This window comes from Methylophaga sp. UBA2513, from assembly GCF_002341285.1.
GTDB lineage: Bacteria > Pseudomonadota > Gammaproteobacteria > Nitrosococcales > Methylophagaceae > Methylophaga > Methylophaga marina.
In genome coordinates this window covers 17257-36100 of record NZ_DDNT01000011.1, presented here as the reverse complement: position 1 = coordinate 36100, position 18844 = coordinate 17257, and the positions used below count along the sequence as shown (strand labels likewise).

The following is an 18844-nucleotide window of genomic DNA, read 5'->3' as shown; positions in this document are numbered from 1 at the left end:
ACCCATGACTACTTTCGTCGATGATTTGGAGAATATGCCGCTACGCGATTTCACTGAAAAAGCGTATCTGGATTATTCGATGTATGTCATTCTGGATCGTGCATTGCCGCATATTGGTGATGGTTTAAAACCTGTTCAGCGTCGGATTATTTATGCGATGTCTGAGCTTGGATTGAGTGCCTTATCCAAGCATAAAAAGTCAGCTAGAACAGTGGGTGATGTATTAGGTAAATACCATCCTCATGGTGACTCTGCCTGTTACGAAGCCATGGTATTAATGGCACAGCCATTTTCTTATCGTTATCCTCTAGTCGATGGGCAAGGTAACTGGGGCTCGATTGATGATCCTAAGTCTTTTGCTGCAATGCGTTATACAGAAGCGCGTCTGGCAGCGTATTCACAGGTTCTGTTAAGTGAGTTAGGACAGGGGACTGCGGACTGGATACATAATTTTGATGGCACCATGGATGAGCCAGCATTACTGCCAGCTCGATTACCGAATCTATTATTGAATGGTACGACTGGGATAGCGGTCGGTATGGCGACCGATGTGCCCCCTCATAATCTTCGCGAAGTAGTGAATGCCTGCTTACGCTTATTAAAATCACCAAAAAGCACATTAGACGACCTGCTTGAAGATATTCAGGGCCCGGACTTCCCAACAGGTGCCGAGATCGTTTCCAGCCGTGATGAGATTCATAAAATATATGCCACGGGTCATGGTTCTATAAAACAGCGTGCCTGTTATAAAAAAGAAGAGGGTGAAATCATTATTCATGAATTGCCCTACCAGGTTTCCGGCGCCAAAGTACTAGAACAAATTGCCGCACAGATGCAGGCCAAAAAATTACCGATGGTCGCTGATTTACGTGATGAGTCAGATCATGAAAATCCCGTGCGACTGGTGATTATGCCCCGCTCAAACAGAGTGGATATTGAGAGTTTAATGTCACATCTGTTTGCGACTACAGATTTAGAACGCAGCTATCGTGTCAATATGAACATGATTGGCATGGATGGCCGTCCTCAGGTGAAAAATCTGCTGGATATGCTGCAGGAGTGGCTCAGTTATCGGGTTGAAACGGTTCGTCGTCGTCTACAGTATCGCCTGGATAAAGTGCTGGATCGCATGCACGTGCTGGAAGGCTTACTCGTGGCCTACCTCAATATCGATGAGGTAATAGCCATTATCCGCACTGAGGATGAGCCGAAAGCCGTGATGATGGAGCGCTTCGGAATCTCGGACAGACAAGCTGAAGCTATATTAGAACTACGTTTACGCCATTTAGCCAAGCTGGAAGAGATGAAAATCCGTGGCGAAATGGATGAGTTGAGTAAAGAACGGAAACAACTCGAATTATTATTAGGCTCAGATACTCGACTGAAAACACTTATTCGTAAAGAATTGACGGCAGATGCTGAAAAGTATGGTGACGACCGACGATCACGGATTATAGAGCGACAAGCTGCAAAAGCACTGAATGCCACCGAATTATTACCCACTGAACCTTTAACCATTGTGCTGTCTGAAAGTGGTTGGGTGCGTGCAGCCAAAGGTCATGATGTGGATCCGGCTTCATTAAACTTCCGTACCGGTGATCGCTATTTTGCGTCAGTAAAAGCCAGAAGTAATCAACAGATTGTGTTTCTGGATGACAGTGGTCGTAGTTATTCTCTCGGTGCTCATACCTTACCCTCTGCGAGGGGGCAGGGTGAACCGTTGAGTGGGCGGTTACAATCACCTCCTGAGGCCAGGTTTGTCGCCGTTCTTACGGTTGAGTCGGAACAATCGGTGCTGCTAACCAATACGGCAGGTTATGGTTTTATTACTCAACTCGATAATTTGATCGCTAAAAATAAAGCGGGCAAGGCCATATTTAATATTCCAAAAGGCGCCTCACTGCTGCCACCGTTATTTATAAACAGCAAGGATACACGCGTTGCCGTGGCTTCCGGAGATGGACGTTTATTGGTTTTTCCTGCAGATGACATTCCAGAAATGAACAAGGGCAAAGGCGTCCGACTCATTAATATTCCACAGGCAAAATTCACTTCGGGTCAAGAATGGATGCAAGCGGTCGTTATTGTACCTAATGAACAGGGCCTGACCTTGCACGCTGGCAGACGGCACTTAACCTTGAAAGCCACGGATCTGGAGCATTACCAAGGCAGTCGAGGCAAAAGAGGACATAAACTCCCTCGTGGTTTACAAAAAGTCAGTGAGATGGAAGTCGCTGAATAAACGTCATGATGATGACAGTGCTGTCACATCAGATTAGGTAGGCTATGTAAGATTACCTCACGGCATAGCTGGTTTACCTGAATGTATAATGATCGCAGCTCAATCTTGTTAAGATATGAGCGCCTAAATAACAAGAGCTTAAAGACCAAAACAATCTAATGAAAATCCTGATAAGCAATGATGATGGCTACATGTCGAAAGGCATCCGCACACTGGCAAAGGCAATGGCAGAACTAGGGGAGATAACCGTTGTCGCACCAGACAGAAATCGTAGCGGTGCCAGCAATTCACTGACATTGGAAAACCCGCTCAGACTGGAGAGACAAGAAGATGGCGTATACAGAGTAGAAGGAACGCCTACTGATTGTGTGCATCTGGCCATTACCGGATTACTCGATGATGAACCCGATATGGTGGTGTCAGGTATTAATTCTGGCGCTAACCTGGGTGATGATGTGCTTTATTCCGGTACTGTGGCAGCGGCGATGGAAGGGCGTTTCCTAGGGCTACCAGCCATTGCGATATCACTGACATCACATAATGGAACACACTATGAAACAGCGGCCTGGGTCGCCAAAAAGTTGGTCGCTCAGTTAAAACTCTCTGCTTTGCCGGCTGATACCATTCTTAATGTCAATGTGCCCGATTTACCGATAGATGAAATTACAGGTATCGAAAGCACCAGACTGGGCCATCGTCATAAAGCTGAACCTGTTATCAAAGAAACGGATCCTCGTGGTCGTGCAATGTACTGGATCGGTCCGGCAGGTGAAGAGGAAGATGCAGGACCTGGCACTGACTTTGATGCTATTCGCCGGGGAGCTGTGTCAGTCACCCCCTTACAAATTGATTTAACACGCTACGATGCTATTGATGGCGTTGCCAACTGGTTGAAAGATATTTGAGATGAAAACCGACTACCGAGGCATCGGCATGACCTCTCAGCGAACGCGTGATCGGCTGGTGGCCAGATTGCAGGAGCGAGGGATTAAAAATAGTGATGTGTTGTCTGTCATTCGTGAGATGCCAAGACATCTATTTGTGGATGAAGCCTTAGCGAGCCGGGCATACGAAGATACTGCCTTACCTATTGGTCATGGGCAGACCATTTCTCAACCGTATATTGTCGCTAAAATGACCGAGATTTTATTAGAGGGTGGTCCTCGTCAAAAAATTCTAGAGGTCGGTACTGGCTCGGGTTATCAAACCGCGGTGTTATCCAAACTTGTCGAACGGGTATACAGTGTTGAGCGTATTTCGCCGTTACAAAATCAAGCGCGCGAACGTTTTTATCAATTAAAACTCAATAATATTAAACTCAAACACAGTGATGGAAACTGGGGATGGGAGTGGTATGCGCCTTATGACGCTATTATTGTGACCTGTGCACCGGAACACATTCCATTAGAGTTATTAAAACAACTGGCTCCTGGAGGACGCTTGGTGATTCCTGTCGGCAGCAGCCAAGGACAGTCATTGCGTGTGATAGATCGTGAAGGCGACAGGTATGAGGAAACGGAATTAGATCCTGTCAGTTTTGTCCCATTATTGAGTGGTCAGATTTAATGCGATTATTTTCTGGTTTGTATGCACGAGTGATGATTTGGGCCCGACATAAATATGCGACCTATTGGTTAGCGTTAGTCAGTTTCACTGAGTCTTCGTGTTTTTTGGTTCCACCTGATGTGATGTTGGCACCCATGACCTTAGCAAGGCCTGAGCGAGCATGGTTTTTGGCGATGCTGACCACCGTGACTTCGGTATTGGGGGGGCTGTTAGGTTACTTTATTGGTTTATTTGCGTTCAATATGGCTGAACCACTCTTGATATCACTAGGCTATATGGATGCGTATATTCATGCTGCAGAGTGGTTTGACCAGTGGGGGATTTGGGCCATATTTCTGGCCGGGTTTACTCCTATACCGTTCAAAATATTCACTATAGCAGCAGGTGCCGCCAATATGGCACTGATACCGTTCTTGCTCGGATCGTTTGTTGGTCGAGGTATGCGTTTCTTTTTAGTGGCTGGTCTGATGCGCTGGGGAGGGCCTGAATTGGAATCCAAACTCCACCTATGGGTAGACCGACTAGGTTGGTTCACTGTTCTGGGTTTGGTGATAGGTTATTTTATATTCGTATAGACATATGCAATGGATCGGGCCGCTACTGCTGATTTTTTTATTATCCTCATGTGGTGGGGGCAGTAGAGCATTAGCCCCTGTTGGCTCTTATGGTTACGATAGCAGCCAACGGAAAATAACCTCACCTCCTTCTTCATATACCGTAAAAAAAGGCGACACACTGTATTCCATTAGCTGGCGATATGGCATGGATTATAAGGAGCTGGCGCGAATTAATGGTATTCGTTCGCCTTATACCATCTACGTTGGGCAAAAGCTTAAATTCAAACGATCCACTACCAGCACACGGACAGCATCCACGACCTCCAATAAAGGAAAAGCGGTCACAAAACCGAGTTCTACGTCATCAAAACCCAAAGTGACAAAACCCACCACATCCACTAAACCAGCCAAATCTTCAACGACGACGTCCAGCTATAGCGGTAATCAGAATTTACAATGGCGCTGGCCTACAGATGGTGTAGTGATTGGTTCCTATTCCAATAGCAGCTCTGGAGGCAAGGGTATCGATATCTCAGGTAAAGCCGGACAGCCTGTTATCGCGGCTGCTTCAGGTAAAGTTGTATACAGTGGGAATGGACTTCCAAGATATGGCAACTTACTGATTATAAAGCATAATGATGTTTACCTGAGCGCCTATGCTCACAATGAAAGTTTGCTGGTCAAAGAAGGCCAAATAGTCAAGTCCGGTCAAAAGATAGCCACGTTGGGGCGCACCGGCACCCAGCGATATCAATTACATTTTGAAATACGTCGAAATGGCAAACCTGTCGACCCACAACGCTTCTTACCTAAACGATAAAAGTGGGGTACGCCATTTTTATGACAAATCAGCTACAATATGGGGCTTGCCGGATTCGCCGGTGTTCAATCAAATTTACTAGAGGTTACCTTTGGAACTAGGCGCAACGATGCAGCGAATCAAAGACCTACGAGATCGTAGTGACGATCTTAGGGGGTATCTTTGACTATGATGAGAAAGCTGAAAGATTAATTGAAGTCACGCGCGAGCTGGAATCTCCCAGTGTTTGGGAAAATCCAGACACGGCTCAGAAATTAGGGCAGGAGCGTGCCAGTTTAGAAAAAATTGTCACGACTTTATCTGGCCATCGTGACATGCTGGATGATGCAAAAGAACTACTCGAATTAGCAGTTGAGGATAATGATCAGGCCACGTTTGATGCAATCCAGGCTGATCTGAATGAATTAGAAAAAGGTTTGGAAAAGCTGGAATTCCAGCGCATGTTTTCCGGCAAGCTGGATAAAAATAATGCGTATCTGGATATCCAGTCTGGCTCTGGTGGTACCGAAGCCCAGGACTGGGCAAATATGATTTTGCGTATGTATCTGCGTTGGGGTGAATCTCAAGACTATAAAGTCGAGTTGATGGAAGTGTCAGCGGGTGAGGTCGCCGGTATCAAAAGTGCCACTGTCCGATTTGAAGGTGAATATGCCTTTGGTATGTTGCGTACAGAAACCGGTGTGCATCGTCTTGTACGTAAATCCCCCTTTGATTCTGGTGCTCGTCGACATACGTCATTTGCATCGGTCTTTGTTTATCCGGAAGTGGATGACACTATTGAAATTGATATCAACCCAGCAGACCTGAGAACCGATACTTATCGCTCCAGTGGTGCTGGTGGTCAGCATGTGAATACCACTGACTCGGCTGTTCGTATTACTCACGTACCGACCAATACAGTAGTGCAATGTCAGACTGAACGTTCGCAGCATCAGAATAGAGATCGTGCAATGAACCAGTTACGGGCAAAGTTGTACGAACTGGAATTAATGAAACAAAACGAAGTGAAACAGGCTGCTGAAGAGTCGAAGTCAGATATTGGCTGGGGCAGTCAGATACGTTCTTATGTGCTCGATCAGTCTCGCATCAAAGACCTGCGTACCGGTGTTGAAACCGGTAATACACAAGCGGTGTTGGATGGCGACTTAGACCCATTTATCGAAGCCTCACTCAAATCAGGATTATAAGCTGGAAACCCGAATGACAAATGAAACAGAACTGGATGAAAACCGTTTAATTGCTCAGAGACGTGAAAAACTGGCAGAGTTGAGAGAACAAGGCAATGCCTTTCCAAACGACTTTCGTCGTAATGTCATGAATGCTGAACTGCAGGCAGAGTATGCCGAGTGGGATGCTGAAAAATTAAAAGCGAACCCATTGCGTGTGAAGATTGCTGGCCGCATGATGACCAAACGTGTCATGGGTAAGGCCAGTTTTGCGACGGTACGCGACATGTCAGGTAATATTCAATTGTATGTGGCTCGTGATGAATTACCTGAAGGCGTTTATCCTCAATTTAAAAGCTGGGACCTGGGTGATATCATCGGTGCAGAAGGCACATTATTTCGCACGCAAAAAGGTGAATTGTCAGTGCATGTTGATAGCATTCAGTTATTAACCAAATCACTCAGACCACTGCCTGAGAAATTCCACGGATTATCTGATCAGGAAACACGTTACCGCCAACGTTATGTTGACTTAATCATGAACGAAGCCAGTCGTGACGTATTCCGTGTGCGGACTAAAATCGTTGATGGTGTTCGTCGTTATTTGATGGCGAAAGATTATCTGGAAGTTGAGACACCCATGATGCAAGCCATTCCTGGTGGGGCAACCGCTCGTCCATTCACCACACATCATAATGCATTAGACATGGGCTTATATCTTCGCATTGCCCCTGAGCTGTATTTAAAACGTTTGGTCGTGGGTGGTTTTGAGCGTGTGTTTGAAATCAATCGCAATTTCCGTAATGAAGGTTTATCTACGCGTCATAATCCAGAATTCACCATGGTCGAGTTTTACCAGGCCTATGCTGATTACCATGAATTAATGGATCTGACAGAGGACATGTTACGTACAGTCACTCAAGATGTTTTAGGTTCAACGCAAGTTCACTATCAAGGTCTGGATATTGATTTTGCCAAACCGTTTACTCGTATGACGGTAAAAGAGTCGATTCTGCACTTTAATCCAGATCTAACAGCGGAACAGTTGGATGATATTGAGTCGGCGCGTGCGATTGCTAAATCGTTAGATATCCCACTAAAAGAATCATATGGGCTGGGTAAAGTCCAAATCGAAATTTTTGAAAAAACCGTTGAGCACCGTTTGATGGATCCGACATTTATCACCGCCTATCCAACAGAGGTCTCTCCACTGGCTCGCCGTAATGACGATGACCCGTTCGTCACTGATCGATTTGAATTTTTTGTGGGTGGCCGTGAAATTGCCAATGGCTTCTCAGAGTTGAATGATGCAGAAGATCAAGCCGAACGTTTCAAAGCGCAGGTAGAAGAAAAAGATGCCGGTGACGATGAGGCGATGCACTACGATGCCGATTATATCCGTGCACTTGAATACGGTATGCCCCCTACAGCGGGAGAAGGTATCGGTATTGATCGATTGGTCATGTTACTGACTGACTCACCCTCCATCCGTGACGTATTGTTATTCCCGCATATGCGTCCGGAATAGTCGTTCTGGTTTGATCAAAAAAGGCGAGAAACTTCTCGCCTTTTTTGTTTCTGGTGTGAGTATCATCGCTAGCACTATATTGTTAACAAGGCCAGCTTTGATCTGATGCAAACTTAATAGCCTTTATTTAGCCGCTGGACATGCACCAATACGCTTTGCAGAAAAGTTCATCGTCATCACCATGGTGCCCATCGGGCTATTCATCTCACTGCTCATTTGACCATCCATATGGTCGCCTCGGAAATTAGTGTGGCCGATAAAGTGATTTTTTATCCCCTGTATATCACAATCCACAGCAAAGTCAGCGGTGTCACGTAATACGTTGACTTTTTGAACCAGGCACTGCTTAGGAATCTCCAACATATCCACGCCTTTATCAATTTGTGCTTGAGTAAGGCATTCCTGATTACTTGATGTTTGTGGCTCGAGAGACATCGGCCCTTGAATCGTTGTCGTGGTCGTATGAGCCCACATTCCTGGTGTTAAATTTGGTTTGTCAGCGTAGGCTGGTAAACAAACAGCCATAAGACTGAAGCATGACAGCATTAAGCAAGCGCGTTGGAACATGATGCGTTCTCCTAAAAATGTACTGATGATTGAATAATCAATCTGGCACATATTGCCGTGAGTCTGACGATATAGCAATGTGCCTAAGGTGAAATGCTGCTTACCGGTTTCACTCTCACTGCTTGCCAGAAATAACGCGCCCAGTAACTATTATGCATACTCGAGATAGTGACACCTATTTTCGTCGAGACGTGAAGAAATTTGTCCTCTTCCAGGTAAATACCTACATGACTGCCTTTGCGGAAAAAAACTAAGTCCCCGGATTTAAGCTCAGTGCGTTTGATGTGTTTTCCCTGCAGGATTTGTTGGGAGGTTGTGCGTGGCATAGTGATACCAAACAAGTGTTGATACGTCTGCTGGACAAAGGCTGAACAATCGATACCCGATCGGTTATTGCCACCTAAACGATAGGGGGTGCCATTCCATTGCTGATACTGACGATATAGCTGGCTGAGAGTGTGTTGCTGATCAATAGTGCCAATAGGTTGTGGTGGAGTGTATACGGGGGGACTTGTCTGACAGGCGGCCATCAGAGACATTAAAGATAATAATAAAAGCCGCTGCGAGTAACGTTTGAATCGATTAAACAAAGTGTCAAACTCAGAGTTCATGTGTAACCGTGTATTTTTTCTGTGACAAAGTTACTCTACCTGATTTCGGCTTTTTGCTCCTGAACAATCTCAATGACATAAACAAAAAAGGGCAGAAGATCTGCCCTTTAATAATCAGCATATCAACGCTATGGTTGTATATTGAATAAAGCCAACGCTTCCAGATATTCTTCACTATTCTCATCGATTTCATAGACTGTGAGGCCTGTATCAGCGCCTACTTTCTCAAAAGAAATCACTTTGTTTAATGTGAGGGGATCCAGGGCTTTTTCCGTATCAAATAAGCTTTGCAGATAGGCAACTTGAACTACATCTACCAAGTCAGGACCTGCTGGACCGCTGTTGCGATTTAGATTTTTATGCTCAGCAGCGACATCAATCAAGCTTTGCGGAAATTCCCATTTGCGAAGAATAGCAGCGCCAACGCGTGGGTAGAGGTTGTCGATAATCTGATCCAATCGTTTTGGATTGTCTAATAAACCTGCTTCCTCTTCTGCCTGCATCAGAATGGGTAAAGTACCAATCGAATGGATTAAACCAGCCAACATCGCTTCATCCGTATTCATTTTTGGAATTTTGCTGGCCAGCACCTGACTTTGCGCAGAAACCTTGGTGCTATGTTCCCATAGCGCTTTAAGACGCTTCTCCAATCGTTTATTGGAGGCATTGAACATTTGTTCCATCATCAGGCTGGTGACGATATTACGCACCATGGTCAGGCCTAATCTTGGCACCGCCATGTGGATACTCTCAATCGGAACACGACCACGATATAAAGGACTGTTCGCTACTTTTAATAAGCGCGCCGACAGGGCGGGATCGGTTACAATAATGTCTGCCAATTGCACTGCAGTGGCATCTGGGTCATCAACAACTTCTCTCACCTTGAGTGCCACTTCTGGCAATGTGGGTAAAAGAAGTTTACCGTCCTCAAGATCTTTCAGGATTTTGTTATAAAATAGGTCTTGCTGGCTCATAGTAATCGCTTCTGATAAATGAATTTGAAGTGTTTATTAATTTCAGTTATTTTGCTTAGTTTGCCGACAGTTTTAGCTTATCGCAGGTATTCAGTTGAACGACGAATTTCCAAGAATTAAACGCCTTCCGCCTTACGTTTTCAACATTGTAAATGATTTGAAAGCAAAAGCACGTGCGCGTGGTGAGGATATCATTGATTTTGGTATGGGGAACCCCGATCGCCCGGCACCCGCGCATATTGTAGAAAAACTGGTCGAAGCGGCGCAGCGGCCAGATACTCACCGTTACTCAGTATCACGCGGTATTCCAAGGCTGCGTAAAGCCTGCACTGGCTGGTACAAACGCAAGTTTGATGTTGATCTTGATCCCGAAACAGAATGTATTGTTACCATCGGTTCTAAAGAAGGGCTAGCGCACTTAGCATTAGCGACAGTAGGCCCAGGTGATGCGGTGTTAGTACCTAATCCGGCTTATCCGATTCATCCTTATGGTTTTGTTATCGCTGGTGCAGATATTCGCCATGTGCCGCTTACCCCGGATGTAGACTTTTTTGCGGAGTTAGAAAAGTCGGTCAAAGATTCATGGCCTAAACCTAAAATGCTGGTGCTTAACTTTCCCGGTAATCCCACTACTCAATGCGTGGATTTGGACTTTTTCCAGAAGGTTGTGGATTTTGCTCGCGAGCATAAAATCTGGGTGGTGCATGATTTAGCGTATGGTGAAATCGTGTTCGATGGTTATAAAGCACCTTCCATCTTACAAATACCAGGCGCGAAAGAAGTGGCTGTGGAGTTTTACACACTGTCAAAAACATACAATATGCCTGGTTGGCGTGTTGGCTTTATGTCTGGTAACCCAACATTAATTGCTGCTCTGGCGCGGATGAAGTCCTACTTGGATTACGGTATGTTTACACCGATTCAGGTAGCAGCCATCACCGCCTTGGAAGGACCACAGGATTGTGTTGATGAGATTGTTGAAACATACAGAAGTCGTCGTGATGTCTTGTGTGATGGCTTAAATGCGATTGGCTGGCAGGTTGAAAAACCGAAAGCGACCATGTTTGTATGGGCAAAAATTCCAGAGAAATATCGTGAGCTTGGCTCATTAGAATTTAGTAAAAAATTATTGAAAGAAGCGAAAGTGGCTGTCTCACCTGGTATTGGTTTTGGTGAGTATGGTGATGATTACGTTCGCTTTGGATTGATCGAAAACGAACATCGTACACGTCAGGCGATCCGTGGGATCCGTGACATGATGAGAAAACCGTAGGGGGCAGAGTGCAATCAGTAAAAATCGGAATTCTGGGCTTAGGGACGGTTGGTAGTGGTACTGTCAACGTATTAACCCGGAACTCGAGAGAAATCAGTCGTCGTGCAGGTCGTGATATGGAAATATATCGCGCTGCTGATCGTGACCTTGATAAACCTAAAGGCTGTGACACTTCTGCTATCAATTTAACGGATGATGCTTTTGACATCATCAACGATCCTGACATTCAGATTGTGGTTGAATTGATTGGCGGTACCGGTGTGGCGAAAGAGTTGGTAATAAAAGCCATCGAAAACGGCAAGCATGTCGTGACAGCCAACAAAGCGCTTATTGCCATGCACGGTAACGAGCTATTTGAGCTCGCTCAGGAAAGAGGCGTCACCATCTCTTTTGAAGCGGCTGTTGCTGGTGGTATTCCTATCATCAAAGCTATGCGTGAAGGTTTGGCTGGTAATCGTATTGAATGGCTGGCAGGCATTATCAACGGTACAGGCAACTTCATCCTGACAGAAATGCGGGAAAAAGGCCGGGACTTTGCTGACGTGTTAGCGGAAGCACAGGCGCTGGGTTATGCTGAAGCGGATCCTACCTTTGATATTGAAGGTATTGATGCGGCGCATAAACTGACCATCATGGCCTCCATTGCCTTTGGCATCCCATTACAGTTCGATAAATGTTACACCGAAGGCATCAGTCGTATTGCTCAGGAAGACGTGTTAAATGCCAATGAGTTGGGTTATAGAATCAAACATCTTGGCATCGCGAAGAAAACAACATCTGGCGTGGAATTACGAGTTCATCCGACATTGATTCCACAGCGTCGTTTATTAGCTAATGTCAATGGCGTAATGAATGCGGTGGTGGTGAAAGGGGATGCGGTTGGCCCAACGCTTTACTATGGCGCTGGCGCTGGTTCAGAAGCGACGGCTTCAGCTGTCGTGGCTGACATTGTCGATATTGTCCGCGCATTGACCACCGATCCTGAAAACCGCGTACCACACTTGGCTTTCCAACCAGATGCATTGAAAGATACGCCTATTCTGCCGATGTCAGAAGTTGTGACATCATATTACCTACGTATCCACACGCTGGATAAACCGGGTGTATTAGCGGATATCACACGAATTTTAAGCAAGGAAGGCATCAATATTGAAGCCATCTTGCAGAAGCAGCCTGAAGAACATGAGGGAATGGTGCCCATCATCATGCTGACCCAAGCTGTCATTGAAAAAAATATGGATCAGGCGATAGCGCAAATTGAAGCGCTGGACACTGTACCCGATTCCATTATGCGTATTCGCATGGAATCGCTTGGTGGTTAAGCCTGTATAAAGCATTCATTTAGAGGAAATTATTATGTCATTTCGACCACGTTACACTGGATTAATTGAGCGCTATCGCGACCGTTTACCAGTCAATGACGATACCCGCCTGATCAGTCTTGGTGAAGGCAATACCCCGCTTATTAAGCTCAACCACATTACAAAAGAGCTGGGTAAGGATGTCGATATTTATGTTAAGTACGAAGGCCTGAACCCAACTGGCTCTTTCAAAGACCGTGGTATGACCATGGCCGTAACGAAAGCAGTAGAAGAGGGTAGTAAAGCGATTATCTGTGCTTCAACAGGTAATACATCTGCTGCCGCTGCTGCCTATGCGGCACGTGCCGGCATCGCTGCATTTGTACTTATTCCTGACGGCAAAATTGCACAAGGCAAATTGGCTCAGGCTATGATGCACGGCGCAACCGTGATTCAAATCAAAGGTAACTTTGATCAGGGTATGCAGTTAGTTAAAGAAGTGGCTGATCATGCACCAGTCACTATTGTTAACTCTATCAATCCATACCGTTTACAAGGTCAAAAAACAGCCGCTTTTGAGATCGTTGAAGAGTTAGGTCGTGCACCTGATTATCACTGTTTACCTGTTGGTAATGCCGGTAATATCACCGCTCACTGGATTGGTTATTGTGAGTATTCATGTGATTCAGGTGACCATGTCACTGATGCATGTGCGTATTGTGGTGGTAAATGCAAATATGCCGGTGGTGCTATCGTCGGTAACCGTCCTAAGATGATTGGCTACCAAGCCGCTGGTAGTGCACCGTTCATGCGTGGACACATGGTAGACGATCCTGAGACGGTGGCGACTGCAATTCGTATTGGTCACCCACAAAGCTGGGATAAAGCCTGGCAGGTGAAAGAAGAGTCAGGTGGTTGGTTTGATGAATGTTCAGATGAAGAAATCCTGGCTGCACAGAAATTATTAGCTGAAAAAGAAGGTGTGTTCTGTGAGCCTGCATCAGCTACTTCTCTAGCTGGAGCATTGCGTGATGTGAAATCAGGCAAGATTCCCGAAGGCAGTACGATTGTCTGTACATTAACGGGTCATGGTTTAAAAGATCCTGATACTGCTATTAAACAAAGTACTTCTGCTGTCGTCACCGTAAATGCTGAACTTGACGCTGTTCGTGAAGCCATTTTGAATAATATGGTGTAATGATATGACTTATTACGCGGACCCTACCGAAAAGGAAATCGCTCGCGCCAAGTTGCCCCATGATATTTTTCTGAGTAACTTAATTGGTAACCATATTCTTGTGTTTACCGCGATTTCGACGTTCGGTCCGTCGTACATGAAGTATCTATTCCTAGTGCCATTAATTTCATTTATGGCACTGGGATATACTTACTGGCGATCCAGTAAGGTAAAACGTGAAGACGGCGAATTCGTCTGGGCGCATTGGCAAGTAGCACGCCGCTGGAGTCGTTTTTTTATGATGATTCTTATACTGCTTGTTAGCGTGTCGACCTTAGGTGTGCTGGGTCATATGTATCTTGGCATGATGAAAGAAGCCGTCTACGCTATGATTGGTGGTTTAGGTATTCTGCCAACGCTGGTGAGCGTATTGGTATTGATCGTGATTGAATCAGATTCTCTTCATCACGCTAGAATGGGAACGCTGCCGAAATGGGCATTAAAACGTTTCCTGAATATTGAACCTGAGCCCAGTCAGGACGATTAAGTTTTCTGTTATTGAGTTGTCTTAGTTCTTATCTCACGGCAACTGAATGAATCACTTTGTCGTATTCAAATACCACTTCAAACTTTTTATATTCCCAACGTGTAATGGGGGGCTGGCCAACCGCTGGCTGCGTTGATTGCGGTTCTCCAAACTGTTGTTTAACCTGAGCCATGCTCATGCCTCTGGTCGGCCGGACAATCCCTGTAGGATCATTAGCCACTTCATAGCTGGGATCAGTAATGGAGATCACTTCTGCCTGGCACAGGTTTGTAAAAGAGAATAATGCTGTGCCAATGATAAGTAGAGAACGAGTCGTCATAGACGTTTCCTTAAAGAAGTATGCGAAAAAGCATACTATGCCTCTATAAATAGCTCAATCAGACTATTCAGGTAACGTTGGCCTTTTTCTGTGGGTCGGATTTTCTCGATCGTATGCTCTAATAACTCTAACTGCTCAGCTTGCTGCATAGCTCGTCTTATCGTCGAAATCGGCACACCGGTATGCTGCTGGAAAAGGGGCGTGGGTACGCCATCCAGTAAGCGCATCGCATTAAGCATAAACTCAAAGCCTACCTCATCCGGGCTGACCAGCGTTTTCTCAACTAAGCCCGCTTCTGTGCCTGCCGTTTCCATATACTTCTGTGGTTGTTTTTGTTTAACTCGTCGCTGAATTTGCTGTGGAGAAACACTGCTGATTTTGCCATGTGCGCCAGCGCCGATACCAATATAATCACCAAAGCGCCAGTAATTAACATTATGCCGACATTGATGACCTTTTTGTGCATAGGCCGAGGTTTCATACTGTTTGTAGCCTGCTTCAGCCAGACGCGCCTGATTGGTCAGTTGCCAATCATAGATCGGATCATCATCCGGCAGGCTCGGTGGCTGAGAGTAAAACAAGGTGTTGGGTTCTATCGTTAATTGATAGTAAGAAATATGCGGTGGGGCAAGTGCAATGGCCGTTTCAACATCATGTCGCGCTTTTTTCTCATCCTGTCCAGGCAAACCAAACATCAGATCCAGATTAAAACTATCAAAGCCAGCTTGATGAGCATATTCAACCGCTTTGATCGCTTGCTGACCGTCATGAATTCGGCCTAACGCCTGCAAAGCATTCTGGTCGAAGCTTTGAATACCAATACTTAACCGGTTGATGCCCACATCACGATATTCATGAAAACGACCGGCTTCTACCGTACCCGGATTAGCTTCCAGTGTAATTTCAGCATCATGTTGTAAAGGCAGTAAGGCCCGCAGCGATGAGAATAGCCGATCATAGGCTTCAGCTGAAAACAGACTGGGTGTGCCGCCGCCAATAAATACCGTATTAATTGACCGTCCCCAAATCAGGGGTAATTCTTGTTCCAGATCGCGTATCAGTGCATCAATATAAGCCGATTCTGGCAGAGATTGATGATTATCATGGGAGTTAAAATCACAATAGGGACATTTACGCACACACCAGGGAACGTGAATATACAGACTAAGTGGTGGTAAGGATGTAAAGTTAAACATTAGTTTGATTCCGGTTCCCAGCCTGCCTTCCAATCATCTAAATAAATAATGACAGGCATTTCGCCATTGCCATAAAACCAGGAGTCTACGGCATAACGAGTGTGCGTTTGTGTATCAATGATGGTGGCGGTGTTGTGTGGCGCCTGTCCCTGAAAAATACCCCGTGAAGTACGTGAAGCAGAGGTATGCCATTTTAGAACACCGGCTTTCTCAAGCATACGCAGGTAAACACTGGTATTGGTGGCTTCATCCACGCAGTCCAATTGACCAAAGCGATTATTGGCAATCTGGTTACGCGCTAAATCTTTCTCGCTGCCAATTTGTTTTCCGATCAGCGTCTCCAGGTTGGCAATGGCTTGTTGAATGGCCTGTCGTTCTTCATGAGCATTGGTTGTTTTATTGAATAAGTTGAGTATGCCTGACCAATCTTTTTTACTCAGGCTGACTTCACTGATTCTGTAACAGCTCATGCTATGGCAGACGGAGAAAAGTGCTGGATTTGGCTGACCAATAAAAAAACGATAATAATTGTCCCAGATATCACTCAGGTTTTGCCCGCTACGAATCGGTGTAATGGGGCGATCAGAGTCATAAGTTGTGCAGGCGAATAGCGCTAACGTCATCATGAGAAGTGAAAAGGGGAAACGGCACATGGTCAGTTAACACTGTTGAAGCGTGGTATCTGAGTAATCAGAACTGATGACGGCTGTATGGAAACTCTTCTATAAACTGGCGCATAGCCTGGCCTCGATGGCTGATAGCATGTTTCTGTTCTGAGCTAAGTTCAGCCGCGCTGCAGTCTGTCTCAGGGACAAAAAAGATAGGGTCATAGCCAAAGCCTCCCTCGCCGAGTGCTTCCGTCATAATCTGACCTTGCCAGCTTCCTTGAAAGATTAAGGGAGTGGGATCCTCAGCATGACGCATGAAGACAATCACACATTGGAACCGTGCACTTCGTTCAGATGCCGGTACATCTTTCAACGCCGAGAGCAGGGCGGCAACATTTTCTTCATCACTGGCAGAACTGCCTGCATAGCGAGAAGAATAAATGCCCGGCGCACCGCACAGGGCATCTACTTCAATACCTGAATCATCAGCTATAGCAGCCAAGCCTGTTTGGTGACAGGCATTACGCGCTTTAATGATGGCATTTTCGACAAAGCTTAGACCGGTTTCTTCAGCCTCAATGACATCGAGATCGGCTTGTGAGACGATCTCAATTTTTAGAGGTGCAAGTAATTGTGCAAACTCACGCAGTTTGCCTTGATTGCCGGTTGCTAAGACGATTTTTTTCATGATGCTGCCAGTACTTCCCGTTGTTTTTCCATTAACTGACTAATGCCGTGGCTGGCTAAATCCAACATAGATTGTAACTCTTCAGCCCGGAACGCATGACCTTCAGCAGTACCCTGTAATTCGATATAAGCACCGGCGTCATTCATCACTACATTCATATCAGTTTCAGCAGATGAGTCTTCATCATAGTCCAGATCTAAGACTGGTGTGCCGTTATAAATGCCAACAGAGATGGATGCGACCTGACCATGCAGGGGACTGGATTTTAACTTTTTAGTTTTGATTAAATGACTGATGGCATCATGCAGAGCGACATAAGCACCAGTAATAGACGCGGTACGAGTACCGCCATCAGCTTGAATCACATCACAATCAATAGTGATACTACGTTCGCCTAATGATTTGAGGTCAATTGCGGCACGTAATGAGCGACCGATAAGACGCTGAATTTCCATCGTGCGACCGCCTTGTTTACCCCTGGCCGCTTCACGTTGCATACGGCTGCCAGTAGAGCGTGGAAGCATGCCATATTCAGCCGTGACCCAACCTTCACCTGAGCCACGTAAAAATTGTGGAATACGTTCTTCAACGGTGGCTGTACAAAGTACTTTGGTGTCACCAAATTCTACCAGTACGGAGCCTTCAGCATGTTTGGTGTAGTTACGGGTGATATTAACCAGTCTTAGTTCATTGGCTTGACGACCACTTGGACGCATATTCGCTTTTCCTCAGTCAAATTCAATCTATTATACCTGCCATAAATCACCGCCGCAGATGCTTTTTGTTACCTGTTTTCGGTAAGATGTCAGATTAACTCAGAAATAGGACATGATTGTGACACGAAGTATGACCGCCTTTGCCCGCCATGAGGAGCAAACAGAGCTTGGCAGCTTGAGCTGGGAAATTCGCTCAGTAAATCATCGTTATCTAGAAGTCTCTTTCCGTTTAGAAGAAAGTTTTCGCCCATTTGAAATGGCAATGCGCAAACTTATCAGCGACACACTAAGTCGTGGAAAGGTTGAAGTAGCACTTCGTTACCGTGCACCAGAGCAAACGCAGAGTGCATTGCAAATGAATGTCGACTTAGCCAAAGCCGTCATGGAGAACTATCAACAGCTTGCCTCGTTTACAGACAGTGCCGCGCCCATTGATATCTTGCGTGTAATGCAATGGCCTGGTGTCATTCAAACAGAAAGCCTGGATCAGGATGCGTTACAAGCCACGGTGCTCGAGTCATTAAAACATGCCCTGGCTGACCTGGTAGCGACAAGGGAACGTGAAGGTGCAGCTCTGGAGCAAATGATTATTCAGCGTTGTGAGCAAATAAATGATATTGCAGAACAAACGAAAACACGTTTACCAGAAATTCTTGCCAGTCACCGTCAAAAATTATCAGACCGGATTGCTGAGCTTGAAGTGAATCTTGAGCCGGAACGCCTTGAACAGGAAATGGTGCTGTTAGCACAAAAAGCGGATGTCGCTGAAGAAATCGATCGCTTACAGAATCATGTGAATGAAGTGAAACATACTCTAAAGCGCGATGAACCTATTGGCCGTCGACTGGATTTTCTGATGCAGGAATTGAATCGTGAAGCCAATACCCTGGGCTCTAAATCGATTGATACCGATACCACACGTTACTCGGTGGATCTAAAAGTATTAATCGAACAAATGCGTGAGCAGATTCAGAATATTGAGTGA

At 45.6% G+C, this 18844-nt stretch carries 20 protein-coding genes; 12 read left to right on the top strand and 8 right to left on the bottom strand.

The annotated features are described in order from the left end of the window. Positions 1 to 4 precede the first annotated feature (4 nt). From parC to lysS, 7 genes are all read left to right on the top strand, one after another. On the top strand, positions 5 to 2242 hold the full coding sequence (gene parC / locus B3V56_RS07475) for a DNA topoisomerase IV subunit A (RefSeq protein WP_289281767.1): 2238 nt from the start codon (positions 5 to 7) through the stop codon (positions 2240 to 2242). Positions 2243 to 2400: 158 nt separating this feature from the next. Then, the gene (gene surE / locus B3V56_RS07470) at positions 2401 to 3147 is read left to right on the top strand and encodes a 5'/3'-nucleotidase SurE (protein WP_286303837.1); all 747 of its coding nucleotides are present in this window, start codon (positions 2401 to 2403) and stop codon (positions 3145 to 3147) included. A 1-nt stretch (position 3148) separates the two neighbouring features. After that, complete coding sequence (locus B3V56_RS07465; RefSeq protein ID WP_286303838.1) at positions 3149 to 3808, top strand: protein-L-isoaspartate(D-aspartate) O-methyltransferase; 660 nt, start codon at positions 3149 to 3151, stop codon at positions 3806 to 3808. Continuing rightward, positions 3808 to 4383, top strand: coding sequence for a YqaA family protein (locus tag B3V56_RS07460; RefSeq protein WP_286303839.1), 576 nt, complete (start codon positions 3808 to 3810; stop codon positions 4381 to 4383). Before B3V56_RS07465 ends, B3V56_RS07460 begins: the two co-directional genes overlap by 1 nt. A gap of 4 nt (positions 4384 to 4387) precedes the next feature. Then, positions 4388 to 5185: a peptidoglycan DD-metalloendopeptidase family protein gene (locus tag B3V56_RS07455; protein ID WP_289281769.1), complete on the top strand. Its 798-nt coding sequence runs from the start codon at positions 4388 to 4390 to the stop codon at positions 5183 to 5185. A 109-nt stretch (positions 5186 to 5294) separates the two neighbouring features. After that, positions 5295 to 6372, top strand: a protein-coding gene (prfB, locus tag B3V56_RS07450) for a peptide chain release factor 2 (protein WP_289281770.1) whose coding sequence is annotated in 2 segments (ribosomal slippage) — positions 5295 to 5348 and positions 5350 to 6372 — 1077 coding nt in all. Because the reading frame shifts where the segments join, the coding sequence is not laid out codon by codon here. A 13-nt stretch (positions 6373 to 6385) separates the two neighbouring features. Next, positions 6386 to 7879, top strand: coding sequence for a lysine--tRNA ligase (lysS, locus tag B3V56_RS07445; RefSeq protein ID WP_289243117.1), 1494 nt, complete (start codon positions 6386 to 6388; stop codon positions 7877 to 7879). A gap of 123 nt (positions 7880 to 8002) precedes the next feature. On the opposite strand, the gene B3V56_RS07440 is transcribed toward lysS, so the two are convergent. The 3 genes from B3V56_RS07440 to B3V56_RS07430 form a co-directional block, all read right to left on the bottom strand. Next, entirely contained in the window at positions 8003 to 8446 is a 444-nt protein-coding gene (locus B3V56_RS07440) for a DUF3617 domain-containing protein (protein WP_289243118.1), read from the bottom strand. 83 nt (positions 8447 to 8529) lie between these two features. Continuing rightward, the gene (locus tag B3V56_RS07435; RefSeq protein ID WP_289243119.1) at positions 8530 to 9057 is read right to left on the bottom strand and encodes an NlpC/P60 family protein; all 528 of its coding nucleotides are present in this window, start codon (positions 9055 to 9057) and stop codon (positions 8530 to 8532) included. Positions 9058 to 9185: 128 nt separating this feature from the next. After that, on the bottom strand, positions 9186 to 10034 hold the full coding sequence (locus B3V56_RS07430) for an HDOD domain-containing protein (RefSeq protein ID WP_286303846.1): 849 nt from the start codon (positions 10032 to 10034) through the stop codon (positions 9186 to 9188). Between the two features lie 94 nt (positions 10035 to 10128). On the opposite strand from B3V56_RS07430, the gene alaC reads away from it, so the two are divergent. Genes alaC through B3V56_RS07410 form a run of 4 tightly spaced genes read left to right on the top strand, consistent with a single transcriptional unit; the run spans position 10129 to position 14332 of the window. Further along, positions 10129 to 11307 (top strand): alanine transaminase, encoded by a 1179-nt coding sequence (alaC, locus tag B3V56_RS07425; RefSeq protein ID WP_286303847.1) that lies wholly within the window; start codon positions 10129 to 10131, stop codon positions 11305 to 11307. A gap of 8 nt (positions 11308 to 11315) precedes the next feature. After that, positions 11316 to 12629 carry a homoserine dehydrogenase gene (locus B3V56_RS07420; protein WP_289281771.1) on the top strand — a complete coding sequence of 438 codons (1314 nt, stop codon included), beginning with the start codon at positions 11316 to 11318 and terminating at the stop codon, positions 12627 to 12629. Between the two features lie 34 nt (positions 12630 to 12663). After that, positions 12664 to 13806, top strand: coding sequence for a threonine synthase (gene thrC / locus B3V56_RS07415; protein ID WP_286303849.1), 1143 nt, complete (start codon positions 12664 to 12666; stop codon positions 13804 to 13806). Positions 13807 to 13810: 4 nt separating this feature from the next. Then, positions 13811 to 14332 carry a hypothetical protein gene (locus tag B3V56_RS07410; protein ID WP_286303850.1) on the top strand — a complete coding sequence of 174 codons (522 nt, stop codon included), beginning with the start codon at positions 13811 to 13813 and terminating at the stop codon, positions 14330 to 14332. Positions 14333 to 14360: 28 nt separating this feature from the next. Here the strand turns inward: B3V56_RS07410 and B3V56_RS07405 are convergent, their stop codons facing one another. The 5 genes from B3V56_RS07405 to rph form a co-directional block, all read right to left on the bottom strand. Beyond that, positions 14361 to 14651 carry a hypothetical protein gene (locus tag B3V56_RS07405; protein ID WP_289281772.1) on the bottom strand — a complete coding sequence of 97 codons (291 nt, stop codon included), beginning with the start codon at positions 14649 to 14651 and terminating at the stop codon, positions 14361 to 14363. Between the two features lie 35 nt (positions 14652 to 14686). Beyond that, complete coding sequence (gene hemW / locus B3V56_RS07400) at positions 14687 to 15847, bottom strand: radical SAM family heme chaperone HemW (protein ID WP_286303852.1); 1161 nt, start codon at positions 15845 to 15847, stop codon at positions 14687 to 14689. Beyond that, positions 15847 to 16473 (bottom strand): hypothetical protein, encoded by a 627-nt coding sequence (locus B3V56_RS07395; protein ID WP_289281773.1) that lies wholly within the window; start codon positions 16471 to 16473, stop codon positions 15847 to 15849. The genes hemW and B3V56_RS07395 overlap by 1 nt, the downstream gene beginning before the upstream one ends. Positions 16474 to 16537: 64 nt before the next feature. Further along, positions 16538 to 17143 carry an RdgB/HAM1 family non-canonical purine NTP pyrophosphatase gene (rdgB, locus tag B3V56_RS07390; RefSeq protein WP_289281774.1) on the bottom strand — a complete coding sequence of 202 codons (606 nt, stop codon included), beginning with the start codon at positions 17141 to 17143 and terminating at the stop codon, positions 16538 to 16540. Beyond that, entirely contained in the window at positions 17140 to 17859 is a 720-nt protein-coding gene (rph, locus tag B3V56_RS07385) for a ribonuclease PH (RefSeq protein WP_286303855.1), read from the bottom strand. Before rph ends, rdgB begins: the two co-directional genes overlap by 4 nt. A gap of 118 nt (positions 17860 to 17977) precedes the next feature. Between rph and B3V56_RS07380 the strand changes: the two genes are divergently transcribed. Next, the gene (locus B3V56_RS07380; RefSeq protein ID WP_349676206.1) at positions 17978 to 18844 is read left to right on the top strand and encodes a YicC/YloC family endoribonuclease; all 867 of its coding nucleotides are present in this window, start codon (positions 17978 to 17980) and stop codon (positions 18842 to 18844) included.

Coding starts and splice junctions, on each gene's coding strand:
- parC (WP_289281767.1), top strand. CDS start 5: ATGACTACTTTCGTCGATGATTTGGAGAATATGCCGCTACGCGATTTC.
- surE (WP_286303837.1), top strand. CDS start 2,401: ATGAAAATCCTGATAAGCAATGATGATGGCTACATGTCGAAAGGCATC.
- B3V56_RS07465 (WP_286303838.1), top strand. CDS start 3,149: ATGAAAACCGACTACCGAGGCATCGGCATGACCTCTCAGCGAACGCGT.
- B3V56_RS07460 (WP_286303839.1), top strand. CDS start 3,808: ATGCGATTATTTTCTGGTTTGTATGCACGAGTGATGATTTGGGCCCGA.
- B3V56_RS07455 (WP_289281769.1), top strand. CDS start 4,388: ATGCAATGGATCGGGCCGCTACTGCTGATTTTTTTATTATCCTCATGT.
- lysS (WP_289243117.1), top strand. CDS start 6,386: ATGACAAATGAAACAGAACTGGATGAAAACCGTTTAATTGCTCAGAGA.
- B3V56_RS07440 (WP_289243118.1), bottom strand. CDS start 8,446: ATGTTCCAACGCGCTTGCTTAATGCTGTCATGCTTCAGTCTTATGGCT.
- B3V56_RS07435 (WP_289243119.1), bottom strand. CDS start 9,057: ATGAACTCTGAGTTTGACACTTTGTTTAATCGATTCAAACGTTACTCG.
- B3V56_RS07430 (WP_286303846.1), bottom strand. CDS start 10,034: ATGAGCCAGCAAGACCTATTTTATAACAAAATCCTGAAAGATCTTGAG.
- thrC (WP_286303849.1), top strand. CDS start 12,664: ATGTCATTTCGACCACGTTACACTGGATTAATTGAGCGCTATCGCGAC.
- B3V56_RS07410 (WP_286303850.1), top strand. CDS start 13,811: ATGACTTATTACGCGGACCCTACCGAAAAGGAAATCGCTCGCGCCAAG.
- B3V56_RS07405 (WP_289281772.1), bottom strand. CDS start 14,651: ATGACGACTCGTTCTCTACTTATCATTGGCACAGCATTATTCTCTTTT.
- hemW (WP_286303852.1), bottom strand. CDS start 15,847: ATGTTTAACTTTACATCCTTACCACCACTTAGTCTGTATATTCACGTT.
- B3V56_RS07395 (WP_289281773.1), bottom strand. CDS start 16,473: ATGATGACGTTAGCGCTATTCGCCTGCACAACTTATGACTCTGATCGC.
- rdgB (WP_289281774.1), bottom strand. CDS start 17,143: ATGAAAAAAATCGTCTTAGCAACCGGCAATCAAGGCAAACTGCGTGAG.
- rph (WP_286303855.1), bottom strand. CDS start 17,859: ATGCGTCCAAGTGGTCGTCAAGCCAATGAACTAAGACTGGTTAATATC.